Origin of the sequence: Pseudomonas sp. SK, assembly GCF_012975065.1 — a bacterium.
Lineage (GTDB): Bacteria > Pseudomonadota > Gammaproteobacteria > Pseudomonadales > Pseudomonadaceae > Aquipseudomonas > Aquipseudomonas anuradhapurensis.
The window spans coordinates 4,174,061-4,188,626 of sequence record NZ_CP051857.1 but is presented as its reverse complement, the minus strand read 5'-3'; the positions used below and the strand labels follow the sequence as shown (position 1 = coordinate 4,188,626).

The 14,566-nt window shown below is 64.4% G+C and carries 15 protein-coding genes and 1 tRNA gene; 7 read left to right on the top strand and 9 right to left on the bottom strand.

Features of this window, described 5'->3' with window-relative positions; all coding sequences use genetic code 11:
* Positions 1 to 11: 11 nt before the first annotated feature.
* The 4 genes from bamC to HG549_RS19160 all read left to right on the top strand — a co-directional run bounded on the left by bamC (position 12) and on the right by HG549_RS19160 (position 2,814).
* Complete coding sequence (gene bamC, locus HG549_RS19175; protein ID WP_170031511.1) at positions 12 to 1,133, top strand: outer membrane protein assembly factor BamC; 1,122 nt, start codon at positions 12 to 14, stop codon at positions 1,131 to 1,133.
* Entirely contained in the window at positions 1,134 to 1,892 is a 759-nt protein-coding gene (locus HG549_RS19170; protein WP_170031508.1) for an MBL fold metallo-hydrolase, read from the top strand. It abuts the gene before it with no gap.
* 30 nt (positions 1,893 to 1,922) lie between these two features.
* On the top strand, positions 1,923 to 2,633 hold the full coding sequence (purC, locus tag HG549_RS19165; RefSeq protein ID WP_004375217.1) for a phosphoribosylaminoimidazolesuccinocarboxamide synthase: 711 nt from the start codon (positions 1,923 to 1,925) through the stop codon (positions 2,631 to 2,633).
* A gap of 91 nt (positions 2,634 to 2,724) precedes the next feature.
* Positions 2,725 to 2,814, top strand: a tRNA-Ser gene (locus tag HG549_RS19160).
* Positions 2,815 to 2,867: 53 nt separating this feature from the next.
* On the opposite strand, the gene HG549_RS19155 is transcribed toward HG549_RS19160, so the two are convergent.
* Both HG549_RS19155 and HG549_RS19150 read right to left on the bottom strand, forming a co-directional pair.
* Positions 2,868 to 3,140: a DUF3077 domain-containing protein gene (locus HG549_RS19155; RefSeq protein ID WP_170031505.1), complete on the bottom strand. Its 273-nt coding sequence runs from the start codon at positions 3,138 to 3,140 to the stop codon at positions 2,868 to 2,870.
* Positions 3,141 to 3,278: 138 nt separating this feature from the next.
* A complete protein-coding gene (locus HG549_RS19150; RefSeq protein ID WP_170031502.1) occupies positions 3,279 to 3,542 on the bottom strand; it encodes a hypothetical protein in 264 nt (87 codons plus the stop codon).
* Positions 3,543 to 3,999: 457 nt separating this feature from the next.
* On the opposite strand from HG549_RS19150, the gene HG549_RS19145 reads away from it, so the two are divergent.
* Positions 4,000 to 4,191: a YhfL family protein gene (locus HG549_RS19145; RefSeq protein WP_046616491.1), complete on the top strand. Its 192-nt coding sequence runs from the start codon at positions 4,000 to 4,002 to the stop codon at positions 4,189 to 4,191.
* Positions 4,192 to 4,287: 96 nt separating this feature from the next.
* On the opposite strand, the gene HG549_RS19140 is transcribed toward HG549_RS19145, so the two are convergent.
* Positions 4,288 to 4,527, bottom strand: a complete 240-nt coding sequence (locus HG549_RS19140) for a hypothetical protein (RefSeq protein ID WP_170031499.1) — start codon at positions 4,525 to 4,527, stop codon at positions 4,288 to 4,290.
* On the opposite strand from HG549_RS19140, the gene mqo reads away from it, so the two are divergent.
* Entirely contained in the window at positions 4,520 to 6,157 is a 1,638-nt protein-coding gene (gene mqo, locus HG549_RS19135) for a malate dehydrogenase (quinone) (RefSeq protein ID WP_170031496.1), read from the top strand. The two genes, HG549_RS19140 and mqo, sit on opposite strands and share 8 nt — an antisense overlap.
* Positions 6,158 to 6,359: 202 nt before the next feature.
* Here the strand turns inward: mqo and HG549_RS19130 are convergent, their stop codons facing one another.
* Positions 6,360 to 6,695, bottom strand: a complete 336-nt coding sequence (locus HG549_RS19130; RefSeq protein WP_170031493.1) for a helix-turn-helix transcriptional regulator — start codon at positions 6,693 to 6,695, stop codon at positions 6,360 to 6,362.
* 50 nt (positions 6,696 to 6,745) lie between these two features.
* Between HG549_RS19130 and xenA the strand changes: the two genes are divergently transcribed.
* Positions 6,746 to 7,837, top strand: coding sequence for a xenobiotic reductase XenA (gene xenA, locus HG549_RS19125; protein WP_170031490.1), 1,092 nt, complete (start codon positions 6,746 to 6,748; stop codon positions 7,835 to 7,837).
* A 123-nt stretch (positions 7,838 to 7,960) separates the two neighbouring features.
* Here xenA and HG549_RS19120 read toward each other — a convergent pair whose 3' ends face one another.
* The 5 genes from HG549_RS19120 to HG549_RS19100 all read right to left on the bottom strand — a co-directional run bounded on the left by HG549_RS19120 (position 7,961) and on the right by HG549_RS19100 (position 14,491).
* A complete protein-coding gene (locus tag HG549_RS19120; protein WP_170031487.1) occupies positions 7,961 to 9,208 on the bottom strand; it encodes an FAD-binding oxidoreductase in 1,248 nt (415 codons plus the stop codon).
* A gap of 2 nt (positions 9,209 to 9,210) precedes the next feature.
* The gene (locus HG549_RS19115) at positions 9,211 to 10,788 is read right to left on the bottom strand and encodes an aldehyde dehydrogenase (NADP(+)) (protein WP_170031484.1); all 1,578 of its coding nucleotides are present in this window, start codon (positions 10,786 to 10,788) and stop codon (positions 9,211 to 9,213) included.
* A 151-nt stretch (positions 10,789 to 10,939) separates the two neighbouring features.
* On the bottom strand, positions 10,940 to 11,887 hold the full coding sequence (locus HG549_RS19110; protein ID WP_170031481.1) for a dihydrodipicolinate synthase family protein: 948 nt from the start codon (positions 11,885 to 11,887) through the stop codon (positions 10,940 to 10,942).
* 43 nt (positions 11,888 to 11,930) lie between these two features.
* Complete coding sequence (locus HG549_RS19105) at positions 11,931 to 12,857, bottom strand: 4-hydroxyproline epimerase (protein ID WP_170031479.1); 927 nt, start codon at positions 12,855 to 12,857, stop codon at positions 11,931 to 11,933.
* 23 nt (positions 12,858 to 12,880) lie between these two features.
* Positions 12,881 to 14,491 carry an APC family permease gene (locus tag HG549_RS19100; RefSeq protein WP_170031476.1) on the bottom strand — a complete coding sequence of 537 codons (1,611 nt, stop codon included), beginning with the start codon at positions 14,489 to 14,491 and terminating at the stop codon, positions 12,881 to 12,883.
* Positions 14,492 to 14,566: the final 75 nt, after the last annotated feature.

Below are 14,566 nucleotides of genomic sequence, written 5' to 3'. Positions count from 1 at the left end.
AAGTACACCGCATGAAGCGACTGGCTGGTCTTTCCGCCCTTGCCCTGATTATTTCCAGCACCAGTGGGTGTGGCTGGCTGTGGGGCGAGGATGGCTATTTCCGCGACCGCGGCAGCGATTACCTGCAAGCGCACCCGACCGCGCCGATGCAGCTGCCGCCGGACGCCAGCAACATCAAGCGCCTTGACCCGCTGCTGCCGATTCCGCGTAACGTCGCCGACGACAACGCCACGGGCGAGTTCGAGGTGCCGCGCCCGCAACCGTTGACCGGCGGCGCCGCCCAGGTCACCGACTACAGCCTGCAACGCAGCGGCAGCAGCCGTTGGGTGCTGGCCCAGCACTCGCCGGCCGAAGTGTGGCCGGTGGCGCGCCAGTTCTTCGAGGACAATGGCTTCCGCATCGCCGAAGAGCGCCCGCAGACTGGTGAATTCAACACCACCTGGCAGCGTTTCGACGAACTGTCGGCCGCCCTCGGCCAGCGCCTGGCCAGCACCGCCAGCAGCAGTGACAGCGAAGTGCGCGTGCGGGTGCGCATGGAGCCTGGCGTGCAGCGCAACACCTCCGAAGTGTACGTGGTCAGCGTCGAGCGCCCGGCCGGCAGCACCGCCGAGCCGGACTTCCCGTCCAGCTCCAGCAATACCGCCGCTGATGCCCTGCTGGTCGACGAAATGCTCGCCAGCATGAACCGCAGCGCCGAGAAGGGCGGTTCGGTATCGCTGCTGGCCGCGCGCGACTTCGACGCCCCCAGCCGCGTCAGCCTGAGCGAAGATGGCAGTGGCAACCCGGTGCTGTACCTGGGTGCCGACCTGGACCGTGCCTGGTCCAGCGTGGGCCGTGCCCTGGAGCAGGGCGGCCAGTGGCGCGTCGAGGACATCAACCGCAGCCTGGGCCTGTACTACATCAACCTGTCGGAAAAGCCCGAAGACAAGCAGAACGAGCCTGGCTTCTTCGGCCGCATGTTCGGCAGCGAACCGACCAAGGAAGAGCGTGAAGCCCGTGCCGAGCGTTATCAGGTACGCCTGAGCAAGGTGGGTGACAGCGTGCAGGTCACGGTCGAGAAAAACATCAACACCGTGGCCCCGGCCGATGTCGCCCGCCGCGTGCTCAGCGCCATTCAGGACCACCTGGGCTAAGTGCGCTTCGCGGTACTCGGAAGCGGCAGCCAGGGAAACGGCACGCTGATCGCCAGTGGTGACACGTTCATCCTGGTCGATTGCGGCTTTTCCCTGCGCGAGACCGAGCGGCGCCTGGCGCTGCTCGGCGTGTTGCCGGCCCAGCTCAGTGCGGTACTGGTCACCCACGAACATGCCGACCACGTGCATGGGGTCGGCTTGCTGTCGCGGCGCTACAATGTACCGGTCTACCTCAGCCAAGGGACCTTGCGCGGCTTGCGCAAACCGGTGGAGGTGGCCGGTTTTCTCGCCTGTGGCGACAGCCTGCGTATCGGCAGCCTGGAGGTGAGCGCGGCACGGGTCGAGCACGATGCCTACGAACCACTGCAATACGTGGTCGGCGACGGCCAGCGGCGCTTCGGCATGCTGACCGACCTGGGCTCGTACGACGCCCGCCTGCTGGAGCGTTACCAGGGCCTGGATGCACTGCTGATCGAGGCCAACCACTGCCGCGACCTGTTGGCGCGTGGCCACTACCCGGCCTTCCTCAAGCGGCGGGTGGGTGGCCTGCAAGGGCATTTGAACAATCACCAGGCCGCGCGCCTGGTGCACGAGTTGGGCTGGAGCAACCTGCAACACCTGGTGCTGGCCCACCTCAGCAGCAAGAACAACCTGCCACACTTGGCTCGCCAGTGCTTCGTCGACACCCTCGGGTGCGACCCGGACTGGCTCCAGGTGGCGAATCAGGAACACGGGCTCGACTGGCGTGAAATCGCCTAGCCCAACACCTCAAGCAAGCGGAGCCCAATCATGGAAAAACGCGACGAACTCTACCGCGGCAAGGCCAAATCGGTTTACAAGACCGACGACGCCGACCGCTTGATCCTGCTGTTCCGTAACGATACGTCGGCGTTCGACGGCAAGCGCATCGAACAGCTCGACCGCAAAGGCATGGTGAACAACAAGTTCAACGCCTTCATCATGCAGAAACTCGAAGAAGCCGGCGTGCCGACCCAGTTCGACAAGCTGCTGGGCGACAACGAGTGCCTGGTGAAGAAGCTGGACATGATCCCGGTCGAGTGCGTGGTGCGCAACTACGCCGCTGGCAGCCTGGTCAAGCGCCTGGGCGTGGAGGAGGGCATCAAGCTGGAGCCGTCCACCTTCGAACTGTTCCTGAAGAACGACGAGAAGGGCGACCCCTTCATCAACGAATCCCACGTTGTCGCGTTCGGCTGGGGCACCGCCGAGCAACTGGCGGAAATGAAAAAGCTGTCGCTGAAGGTCAACGAAGTATTGAGCAAGCTGTTCGATGACGCCGGCCTGCTGCTGGTCGACTTCAAGCTGGAGTTCGGTGTATTCCACGGCCAGATCGTGCTGGGCGACGAGTTCAGCCCGGACGGCTGCCGCCTGTGGGACAAAGAGACCCGCAAGAAGATGGACAAGGACCGCTTCCGCCAGGGCCTGGGCGACGTGATCGAAGCCTACGAAGAAGTTGCCAAGCGCCTGGGCGTGCCGCTGTAAGCGCTACGTTCACGCAAGCGTCTGATACCACGCGATTTTTTTGAAAAAAAGATTTGCCTTTCAAAAGAACGCTGGTATGATGCGCGGCATTGGAGAGATGCCGGAGTGGTCGAACGGGACGGATTCGAAATCCGTTGTACTGGCAACAGTACCTAGGGTTCAAATCCCTATCTCTCCGCCATACAAGATGAAGCCCCTGGAAACGCAAGTTTCCAGGGGCTTTTTCGTTGTGGCTTATTTTTTCATCATCCCCAATTCGGCATCGTCCAGCAGCGCCTTCGCCATCGCACTAAGGTAGTGCGATGCCCAGATCAGTTTCTGGTCGCCGTCCATTAGACCGGTGATGATCAGGTCGCGGACATACCCCATCAGTTCGGAGGCCTGTTCGCGGGCGTCCTGGCAGGGGATGCCGGGTGCGATGCGGAACAGTGCGTGGGTGTTGTTTTCGCCTTGGTAGAAGCAGGTCTTGCCGACTGTAGTGGGTTGTTTCGTGTCGTCGGTGGGCATTGGTGAATCTCCCTGGGATTTTGGGGGGCTGTACCGGCCTCTTCGCGGGTGAACCCGCTCCCACAGCTACCGCGCAGGACTTGAGGGCAATGATTACCCCTGTGGGAGCGGGTTTACCCGCGAAGAGGCCAGACCTGCTTAATGCAAGGTTCGTGACTCAGCCGGCAAATGGGCCTGCATCTGCAACTGCATCAATGCCGCCTCGACCAGGCCCTGTACCGCCTCCATTTCATGGATAACGGCCTGCATCACAATCGAGCTTGGAGCAGCGGGTTTGAGTTGCACGGATTGGCGAGCGACGGACAGGGCGCAGAGTACGTACTCTGAGGACTGGACCAGGGTGTCTTGCAACACCTGGGTTGAATCGAGGGAGTGAGGTGGATCGGGGACTATCTTGCGCATGAGAGCTCCTGGGTAAGTGGAGCCGCCTGGCAACGCTGTCAAACGAATGGAGGCAGCTATACATAGGTTGACAGACCGGTTACCCAAGAGACCCGGCGCACACGAATGTGCCCCATGTACAGCTGCCATAAAGCGCCGCAACGGAAACTTGAGTAGTCGGCCTGTCAAAGCCGGTCGTTGATTTGCAACGACAAGCCGAGACTAGAGCGCGACTTAATCCGTCGCAACCGTTTGAGCGTTTTGGCAGTATGTTTGGGAAATTGCCTACATGGAAGGGGATTATTCTGAGTTTCGGTTGTAGGCCGGGGGCCGCTTTGCGGCCCATCGCGACACAAGGCCACTCCTACAACAGCAACTAGCCAGCGCACATTGCGACTTGGATCCAAGGCTCGGGTTCTGTATCATCCCCGCGCCATCAGAATGATGGCCGAAGATGATTTCATATAAAGGATTTAGTATGAAAAAGCTGTTCAAGGCTACCGTAGCCGTTGCTGTCGTTTCGGGTGTTGCCCTGCTGTCGGGTTGCACTGGCCAAGTTTACAACCAGCCGAAAAACTGCAGCTACGACTACCTGTTCCACCCTTCGGTTTCCATCTCCAAGATCATCGGTGGCTGCGGCCCGATCGATAAACTGCCTCAGCAGCAGTAATCTTGGCGGTACCCTGATCGCGACGCTTGCGGCGTGATCCAAGGCCCCCGGTCATGTACATGGCCGGGGGTTTTTGTTTGCCGGCGCGGCAATCCGTCACTGGGGCAACCCGCCGCCTTGACGCGCCGGGCGGCAATTTGTTTGTGCTGGCAATTCGGTTACAATCCGGAAAAACGATTCAGCGCTGTCGGTCAATTCGACAAAAGGCCGGGTCGTTTTCTGGTTCTCTGGCTGCTGAATAATGAACACAACAAGCCTGCGCTGAAGAACACGCGTTACCTGGGCCAGCCACAGGCCCGCCCTCCGTTCTCCTGACTGGAATTGATCAATGTTCAAGAAAGCTGGCAAGACCTTGCTGGGCCTGGCTGTCGCTGCAAGCTGCATGCAAGCGTACGCCGCAGAAACCAAGAAAGTAGACGTGCTGCTGGTCGGCGGCGGCATCATGAGCTCCACCCTGGCCGTGTGGCTGCACGAGCTGGAGCCAAGCTGGTCGATGGAAATGGTCGAGCGCCTGGACGGCGTGGCCGAAGAAAGCTCCAACGGCTGGAACAACGCCGGTACCGGCCACTCCGCGCTGGCCGAGCTGAACTACACCCCGGAAGACAAAGACGGCAACGTCAACATCAGCAAGGCCATCGAAATCAACGAGGCCTTCCAGATCTCCCGCCAGTTCTGGGCCTGGCAGGTGCGCCAGGGCGTGCTGAAGAACCCGCACTCGTTCATCAACACCACGCCGCACATGAGCTTCGTGTGGGGCGATGACAACATCAAGTTCCTCAAGAAGCGTTACGACGCGCTGCAGGCCAGCCCGCTGTTCCGCCCGATGCAGTACTCCGAGGACCACGCGCAGATCGCCAAGTGGGTCCCGCTGATGATGGAAGGCCGCGACCCGAACCAGAAGCTGGCCGTGACCTGGACGCCGATCGGTACCGACGTCAACTTCGGCGAGATCACCCGCCAGTTCGTCGGCCACCTGAAAACCCAGGACAACTTCGACCTGAAGCTGTCCAGCGAAGTGCAGGACATCACCCGCAACAAGGACGGCTCCTGGCACGTCGAGTACAAGAACCTGAAGGACGGTACCGAGTCGGCCACCGACGCCAAGTTCCTGTTCATCGGTGCCGGCGGCGGCGCACTGAAGCTGCTGCAGAAGTCGGGCATTCCTGAAGCCAAGGAATACGCAGGCTTCCCGGTGGGTGGCTCGTTCCTGGTGACCGAGAACCCGACCATCGCCATGCAGCACATGGCCAAGGCCTACGGCATCGCCTCGACCGGCGCGCCACCCATGTCGGTACCGCACCTGGACACCCGTGTGCTGGACGGCAAGCGGGTGATCCTGTTTGGCCCATTCGCCACCTTCTCGACCAAGTTCCTGAAGAACGGCTCGTACCTGGACCTGCTGAGCAGCACCACCACCCACAACGTGTGGCCAATGACCAAGGTCGGTATCGACCAGTACCCGCTGGTCGAGTACCTCGCTGGCCAGCTGATGCTGTCTGACGATGACCGCTTCGAAGCCCTGCGTACCTACTTCCCGAACGCCAAGAAGGAAGACTGGAAACTGTGGCAGGCCGGCCAGCGCGTGCAGATCATCAAGCGTGATGCCGAGAAGGGCGGCGTGCTGAAGCTGGGCACCGAAGTGGTTGCCTCCGAAGACCGCACTATTGCTGGCCTGCTGGGTGCATCGCCAGGTGCCTCGACCGCTGCGCCGATCATGCTGAACGTGCTGGAAACCGTGTTCAAGGAGAAGGTCGCTACCCCAGAGTGGCAGGCCAAGATCAAGCAGATCGTGCCAAGCTACGGCACCAAGCTGAACGACTCGGCAGCGGCCACCCAGAAAGAGTGGAACTACACCGCTGAAGTGCTGCAGCTGGAGAAACCACCGGTGATCGACGCCAGCGTCGGTACCACGGTTGCACCGAGCCAGCCGGCGGAAAGCAAGCCTGAGAACGACATGGCGCTGTAAGCGGCCATCGTTGTGCAAGAAGCCACGGGGGAAACCTCGTGGCTTTTTTGTTGCCTGTTCGGGACCTTCGCGGGTAAACCCGCTCGCAAAGCTGACGCTATTCCTGAACTGCGCCCCTGAGGTTGGATTTTTTGTCCAACAAATGGGGCGCACCTCATCCTGTAGGAGCGGATTTATCCGCGAAAGGCCGGCACAGGAAAAATCAGTTCTGCCGCAGGATGCAGTCCAGCAACCCGGGGAAGCGCTCTGCCAGCATCTCGCTGCGCAGCGAATTCATGTGCGTGGTGCCGACATTGCGGGTATGCACCAGCCCCGCGTCACGCAACACGCGAAAGTGGTGGGACATGCTCGACTTCGGCCGGCCGCCGTCCAGCTCGCCGCAGCTGGCTTCGGCCACGCCCGCCAGGTGGCGCACGATGCCAAGGCGCACCGGGTCGCTCAGGGCATAGAGCAGGCGTTCGAGGGTCAGGTCTTCGGAATTGGGATGTTGATAGGCTCGCATGAGCGTCATGATAACGGGGCTATCATTAATTGCCATAGTTCGATTATGATCGAACAATCGTAATCACATAGCCCGGGAGCTTGCCCATGTCCGCTCTGTTCGAACCCTACACCCTCAAGGACGTCACCCTGCGCAACCGCATCGCCATTCCGCCCATGTGCCAGTACATGGCCGAGGACGGCATGATCAACGATTGGCACCATGTGCACCTGGCCGGCCTGGCCCGCGGCGGTGCCGGCCTGCTGGTGGTCGAAGCCACTGCGGTGGCGCCGGAAGGGCGCATCACCCCCGGTTGCGCCGGGATCTGGAGCGATGCCCACGCCCAGGCCTTCGTGCCGGTGGTGCAGGCGATCAAGGCCGCCGGTGCCGTGCCGGGTATCCAGATTGCCCACGCCGGGCGCAAGGCCAGCGCCAACCGCCCGTGGGAAGGAGACGACCACATTGCCGCCGACGACGCGCGCGGCTGGGAAACCATCGCCCCGTCTGCCATTGCCTTCGGCGCGCACCTGCCGAAAGTGCCGCGGGAGATGACCCTGGCCGACATCGCCCGGGTCAAGCAGGACTTCGTCGATGCCGCGCGGCGTGCACGTGATGCCGGTTTCGAGTGGATCGAGCTGCACTTTGCCCATGGTTACCTGGGCCAGAGCTTCTTCTCCGAACATTCCAACAAGCGCACCGACGCCTACGGTGGCAGCTTCGACAACCGCAGCCGCTTCCTTCTGGAAACCCTGGCGGCAGTGCGCGAAGTGTGGCCGGAGAACCTGCCGCTGACCGCGCGCTTTGGGGTGCTGGAATACGATGGCCGCGATGAGCAGACCCTGGAAGAATCGATCGAGCTGGCGCGCCGCTTCAAGGCTGGTGGCCTTGATTTGCTGAGCGTGAGTGTCGGCTTCACCATCCCCGAGACCAATATCCCGTGGGGCCCGGCGTTCATGGGGCCGATTGCCGAGCGCGTGCGCCGTGAGGCGAAGCTGCCGGTAACGTCGGCGTGGGGCTTCGGTACGCCGCAACTGGCGGAAGCGGCGCTGCAGGCCAACCAGCTGGACCTGGTGTCGGTAGGCCGGGCGCATCTGGCGGACCCGCACTGGGCTTATTTCGCTGCCAAGGAGCTGGGGGTGGAGAAAGCTTCCTGGACCTTGCCGGCACCTTATGCACACTGGCTTGAGCGTTATCGCTGAGGCATGAAGGGGCTGCTTTGCAGCCCATTCGCGGGTAAACCCGCTCCCACAGGATCTCCACTGCCCTCAAGGCCTGTGCGATCCCTGTGGGAGCGGGTTCACCCGCGAAGAGGCCAGCACAGGCTAAAACCGATCCAACCGGTAAGCCACCATCTCCGGTCCACCGGCCATCTCAGCCAACCTCCCCACCCATTCCGCCGTCAGCGCCGCCTGGGTCAGCCCCAGGTGCTGATGCCCGAACGCCAGCAGCACCCGCCCATCGCACACCCGGTCGATCACCGGCAACGAATCTGGCAGCGAAGGCCGAAACCCCATCCACGGCGTCGCCCCTTCGGCATTCAGTTCCTGCTGGAACAAGCCCTTGCTCAAGCGGTGCAACTGCCAGGCCCGCTGCATGCTCGGCGGTGCCTCCAGCCCGGCGAACTCGACCGTGCCCGCCAGGCGCAAGCCCTCGGCCATGGGCGTCATGATGAACTTGCGCTCCAGTGAGGTGACCGCAAACGGCAGGCGCTGCTGCTCGCCCGGCAGCATCAGGTGGTAGCCGCGCTCGGTATCCAGCGGTACGCGCTTGCCGGTCAGCGCGTCGGTCAGCCGCGCAGAATGCGCGCCACAGCTGATCAACACCTGGCGCGCAGTGAGTGCGCCCTGGTCGCTGGCCAGGTTGACCCCGCCGCTGTGCAACTGGCCACCCTCGACTTGCGCCTGGACAAAACGCACGCCGCTGGCCTTGGCCGCTTCGAACAGCTCGCACACCACCCGGTAAGGGTCGATGAAGTGCCCGGTACGCGGAAAGAACAACCCGCCCAGCAGCGATGAGCTGAGCTGTGGCGCCGCTGCGCGCACGCTTTGCGCCGACCACAAGTCGACCGGCACCGCCTGCTGTTGCATGCGGGCGCGCAGGGCCTCCAGTGCCGCGCGCGATTCGGGCCGCTCGAACACCAGCAGCGAGCCATCTTCGCGGAACAGCGCGCTGCGCCCGATCGAGCCCAGCAGCCGCTGCCAGGCGGCCAGGCTGCCTTCGTTCAACTGGCGGATACCGGCCACGCTGCGCTGGAACGGCGCCGGGCGCAGGTTGAGCAGCAGCCGGGTGAACCAGGGCATGGCCCTGGGCAGGTACTTCCAGTCCAGGCGCAGCGGGCCCATCGGGTCCAGCAGCATGCGTGGCAGGCGCTTGAGGATCGACAGGTCGGCAATCGGGAACACCTGCTCGGTAGCCAGGTGCCCGGCATTGCCGTAGGACGCGCCGTGGCCGGGTGCCTGGCGGTCGATCAGCATGACCCGGCGCCCCTGGCGGGCCAGTTGCAAGGCGCAGGCGACACCGACAATGCCGGCGCCGACCACGGCGATATCGCTTTCACGGTTATCGAGCATGCTCAGCTTTCCCGTTTACCGTCGAGCAGGCGCCGCAAGTGCAGCGGGTTACCCTGCTTCAGCGCCTGCGGCAACAGGGCATCGGGGAAGTCCTGGTAGCACACCGGGCGCAGGAAGCGCAGGATCGCCGCCGTGCCCACCGAGGTGCTGCGGGCATCGGAGGTGGCCGGGAACGGCCCGCCGTGGACCATCGCGTCGCACACCTCGACGCCGGTCGGCCAGCCATTGACCAGCAGGCGCCCGGCCTTGCGCTCGAGGGTTGGCAACAGTTTGCGGGCAGTGTCGATGTCGCCATCGTCCAGGTGCAGGGTGGCGGTCAGCTGGCCTTCCAGATGCTCGGCTACCTGGCGGACCTGCTCGTCGCTGGCGCAGGCCACCACCAACGATGCGGCGCCGAACACTTCGGCCTGCAACGCCGGGTCGGCGAGGAACGCTTCGGCCTGGGTGACGAACAGCTGCGCCTGGCACTGGTTGGGGCCTTGCCCGGCCTGGCCAGTGGCGGCGACGCGGGCATTGGCGTTGGCGGCCAGGGCTGCGACGCCGGCCTGGTAGGCAGCGAAGATGCCAGGGGTGAGCATGGTTTGCGCAGCGGCCTTGGCTACCTGCTCGCTGGCGGCGGTGATGAAGCGCTGCAACGCCGGCCCCTGGCGGGCAATCACCAGGCCCGGGTTGGTGCAGAACTGGCCGGCGCCCTGGGTCAGCGAGGCGACGAAGCCTTGCGCCAGCGTTTCGGCGCGCGCCTGCAAGGCGGCGTCGAACAGGAACACCGGGTTGATCGAACTCATTTCGGCATACACCGGGATCGGTTCCGGGCGCGCTTGCGCGGCCTGGCACAGCGCAATGCCACCGCTGCGCGAGCCGGTAAAGCCAACCGCCTTGATCCGCGGGTCGCTGACCAGGGCGATGCCCACTTCCCGACCGGAGCCGTACAACAGGGAAAACACCCCGGCTGGCAGGCCGCACTGCTGTACCGCGCGGGCTACCGCCTGGCCGACCAGCTCGCTGGTGCCCGGGTGCGCGCCATGGGCCTTGACCACCACCGGGCAGCCAGCGGCCAGGGCCGAGGCGGTATCGCCGCCGGCTACCGAGAAGGCCAGCGGGAAATTGCTGGCGCCGAACACCGCCACCGGCCCCAGTGCCACCTGGCGCTGGCGCAGGTCGGCACGGGGCAGGGGCTGGCGCTCGGGCAGGGCGTTGTCGACCCGTACGTCCAGCCATTCACCGGCCCGTACCACGCGGGCGAAAGTGCGCAGCTGGGTGCAGGTGCGGCCACGCTCGCCCTGGATCCGCGCCTTGGGCAGGCCGGTTTCGGCCACGGCGCGGTCGATCAGCGCATCGCCCAGCGCTTCGATCTGCGTGGCGATGCTTTCGAGGAACTGCGCCCGTTGTTCGAGCGAGGTTTCGCGGTAGGCATCGAACGCGGCCCAGGCCAGTTCGCAGGCCTGGGCCACGTGTTCGCCGCTGCCGCCGAGGTAGGCCGGCTCCAGCGCCTGGCCGCTGGCCGGGTCGATGGCACGGATGGCTGCGCGGCTGCCGGTTACCGGCGTCTGGCCGATCAGCAGGTTACCTGTGAGGGTCATGGAGCCTCCTTGGAAATCACATGCAATTGCAAGGGTGTACTAGGTACCCTGTGGGAGCGGGCGAGCCCGCGAACACCGGCAGAGCCGGTGCCAGGCACCGAGTCGCCTGCTTCGCGGGCACGCCCGCTCCCACAGAGAAAACCGTGGCTGCTTAGGCCACGTTCTGCTCGGCCGACCAGCTGGCGTACCAGGTGCGGAACAGCGCGTACTGCTGTTCGGCATAGTTGCGCTGGGCGTCGGTCAGGGCGTCGGTCTCGTTGAAGTGCAGGCTGTATTCGCGGTCGCCGTTCAGCACCATCAGGTGCTTGTAATACAGCACCAGGTCGCAGCCTTCGTCGAACGACGACAGTACCGCCAGCGCCGCTTCCAGCTCGCGTGCCAGGCGCCGGGCCTTGGCATCGCCCTTGGCCGCTTGCTTGCTCAGGCTCACCAGGTGCAGCACTTCGCGTGGCAGGGCGTTGCCGATGCCGGTGATGGCACCGGTGGCGTTGCAGTTGACGAAGCCATGCACCACCTGGGTATCGACGCCGACCATCAAGGTGACGTCGTCATCCTTGGAGGTGATGTGCTCGGCGGCGTAGCGCAGGTCGGCGCCACCGCCGAACTCCTTGAAGCCGATCAGGTTGGGGAATTCGCGGCGCAATTCGAAGAACAGGTCGGCGCGGGTGGCGAAGCCGTAGTACGGGCTGTTGTAGATCACCGCCGGCAGCTTCGGCGCGGCAGCGAGGATCGCCGAGAAGTGGTGCTTCTGGGCAATCAGCGAGGCCCCGCGGCTGAGCACGCGCGGGATGACCATCAGGCCAGCAGCGCCCACCTTGGCCGCGTGGGCGGCGTGGGATACGGCTTCGCGGGTGTTCACCGCGCCGGTGCCGACGATGGTCGGGATGCCGGCGGCGACCAGGCGGGCCACGCCTTCCTGGCGCTCGGCTTCGGTCAGCAGCGGCCAATCGCCCATCGAGCCGCAGTACACCACCGCGCTCATGCCGAGGTCGATCAGTTCGCGGCCCTTGCGCACCAGGGCATCGAAGTCTGGCTTGCGCTCGGCGGTGCACGGGGTCATCAGGGCGGGCATGGTGCCGGTGAAGATATTGCTGGTCATGGTGTTGCTCCTGGCGGTATTCAGTCTGGGAAAAAACCGGGGCTCAGATGCCCCAGGCGAACGGGTCTTGTTCGTCGATCAGCAGGGTGCTGTCGGCGGTCATGTAGGCGCGGCCGGTGATGAACGGGCGGATGCGTTCGCCGTCGCGCTGGTAGCGGCCGTGGAACTGGCTGCCGGTAATACTGGCCTGCACCCAGGTCTGGCCTTCAGCGAGCTTGCCGTCGGCGGCCAGGCAGGCCAGCTTGGCGCTGGTGCCGGTGCCGCACGGCGAGCGGTCGTAGGCCTTGCCGGGGCACATCACGAAGTTGCGGCTGTCGGCAGTGGCGTCGTCGGCAAACAGCTCGACATGGTCGATCGGCGCCCCGTGCTCGCCGGTGATGCCCTGGGCTTCGAGGGCCTTGAGCATGGCCCAGGTGTAGTCGGTCAGTGCCTCGCGGTTGTCCAGTTCGATGCGCTGGCCGTGTTCGGAAACCAGGAAGAACCAGTTGCCACCCCAGGCGATGTCGCCGTGCACCACGCCATGCCCGGGCACGTCCACCGCCACGTGCTGGCGATAGCGGTAGGAGGGCACGTTGCCGACGGTGACGGCGCCGTCCTCATGCAGGGTTGCAATGACCTGGCCGACCGGGGTGTCGATCTTGTGTTCGCCCGGGGCAATCAGGCCCAGGTGCTGCAGCGAGGCGACCAGGCCGATGGTGCCGTGGCCGCACATGTTCAGGTAGCCGGCGTTGTTGAAGAAAATCACCCCGCAGGTGGCGTCGGCCGAAGTCGGTGGGCAGTACAGCGCGCCGACCAGCACATCGTTGCCGCGCGGTTCCAGCAGGCAGGCGCGGCGCCATTGGTCGTGCAGCTCGCGCAATTCGTCGCGTTGCTCGGCCATGCTGCGCCCGTGCAGTGTCGGGAAGCCTTTCATCACCAGGCGGGTCGGTTCGCCGCCGGTATGCGAGTCGATGACGTGGATGTGTTTCATGGGCTTGTCCATTGGCTAGAGATTCAGGAAGCGACAGCGGGACGGCTGCTGTAGGTTTCAACACCAGCTTCGCTTTCATCCTCGCCCTCCAGGCGTACCTGGTGGGCCGGCACACCGGTGGCTGCGCCCCAGTAGTAGATGCCCAGGGCGCAGGCGGCCACGGCCACGGTGTCGAACGGGTGGCCGAGTACCCCCAGGCCGCCGAAGCTGCCCAGCCAGGACAGCAGGATGGTCACTGCATAGAAGCCGATCAGCCACGCCGACGAGCGCACCTGTTGGGCCAGCGACAGGTGCTGGGTCGGCACGAAGCGGCCACACAGCAGATACAGCACGAACATCACGATCTGCAGCGCCAGCAGCCACGACACGGTGTTCCAGCCGGACCAGTACACGATCAGCGCGGCGATGATGAACGACAGTGGGCCGAGCACGCCCATGCCCTTGACCCGGAACGGGCGCGGCATGTCAGGGGCATTGCGGCGCAGGGCGGCGACGGTGACCGGGGCCACGGCGTAGCTCAGTACCAGGGCCGCGGAAACCACGTTGATCAGCGCTTCCCAGGACGGGAACGGCAGGGTCCAGAACACCGACAGGGCAAAGGTCAGCCACAACGCCGGGCGCGGGATGCCCGACTCGGCATCGATACGGGTGAAGTACTTGAAGAAGGTGCCGGTCTGCGCCCAGCCATAGACCACGCGTGGGGTGGCGTTCATGTAGATGTTGCCGCAGCCGCTGGGCGAGATCACCGCGTCGGCCACCACCAGGTAGGCCAGCCAGCCGACACCCAGGGCCAGGGCGATGTCACGGTAGGGCAGGGCCAGTTCCTTGCTCACGCTGGCCCAGCCGTTGGCCAGCATTTCGGTTGGCACGCTGCCGAGGAAGGCCAGTTGCAGCAGGGCATAGATGGCGGTGGACAGCAGCACCGAGAGGATCAGCGCGATCGGGATGGTGCGCTGTGGGTTCTTCACCTCGCTGGCGACCGAAATGATGGGCGTCAGGCCCAGGTAGGCGAAGATGATGCCACCGGCCGAGACCGCCATTTCCACCCCGGACAGGCCGAACGGCGCAAAGCCCTGGACCTCGAAGTTTTCCGGCTTGAAGAAGGTGAACAGCACGCCGATCACCAGCAGCGGCACGATGAACTTGAACACGCTGACCAGGTTGTTGGCCTTGGCGAAGGTTTTCACGCTGCGGTAGTTGAGGAAGAAGAACAGCCCCAGCAGGGCGAACTGCACCAGCCAGCCGAGCACGGTCGGGTCGCTGGAGCCGGCCTTGGTCAGCCCGGGGAACCAGGCGGCGGCGTACTGGCGCGAGGCGACCACTTCGATGGCGATCAGGCTGGAGAAGGCGATCAGGGTGATGAAGCCCATCAGGTAGCCCAGCAGCGGGCCATGCGAGTACACCGGGTAGCGCACCACGCCACCGGCGCGGGGCAGGGCGGCGCCCAGTTCGCAATAGACGATGCCCAGCAAGAGCACGGCGAAGCCGCCGAGGAACCAGGACAGGATACCGGCCGGGCCGGCGATGGCCGAAACGTGGCTGGCGGCGAACAGCCAGCCGGAGCCGAAGATGGCACCTAGGCCGATGAAGGTGAGGTCCAGCAATGACAACTGTTTCTTGAATTTGCCTGACATGGGGGCGCCTTTTTGTTGGTTATTGGATAGGCAGTTCTGATGTCACGTGATGCGGCTTGCGTGGGGCATAGAGTG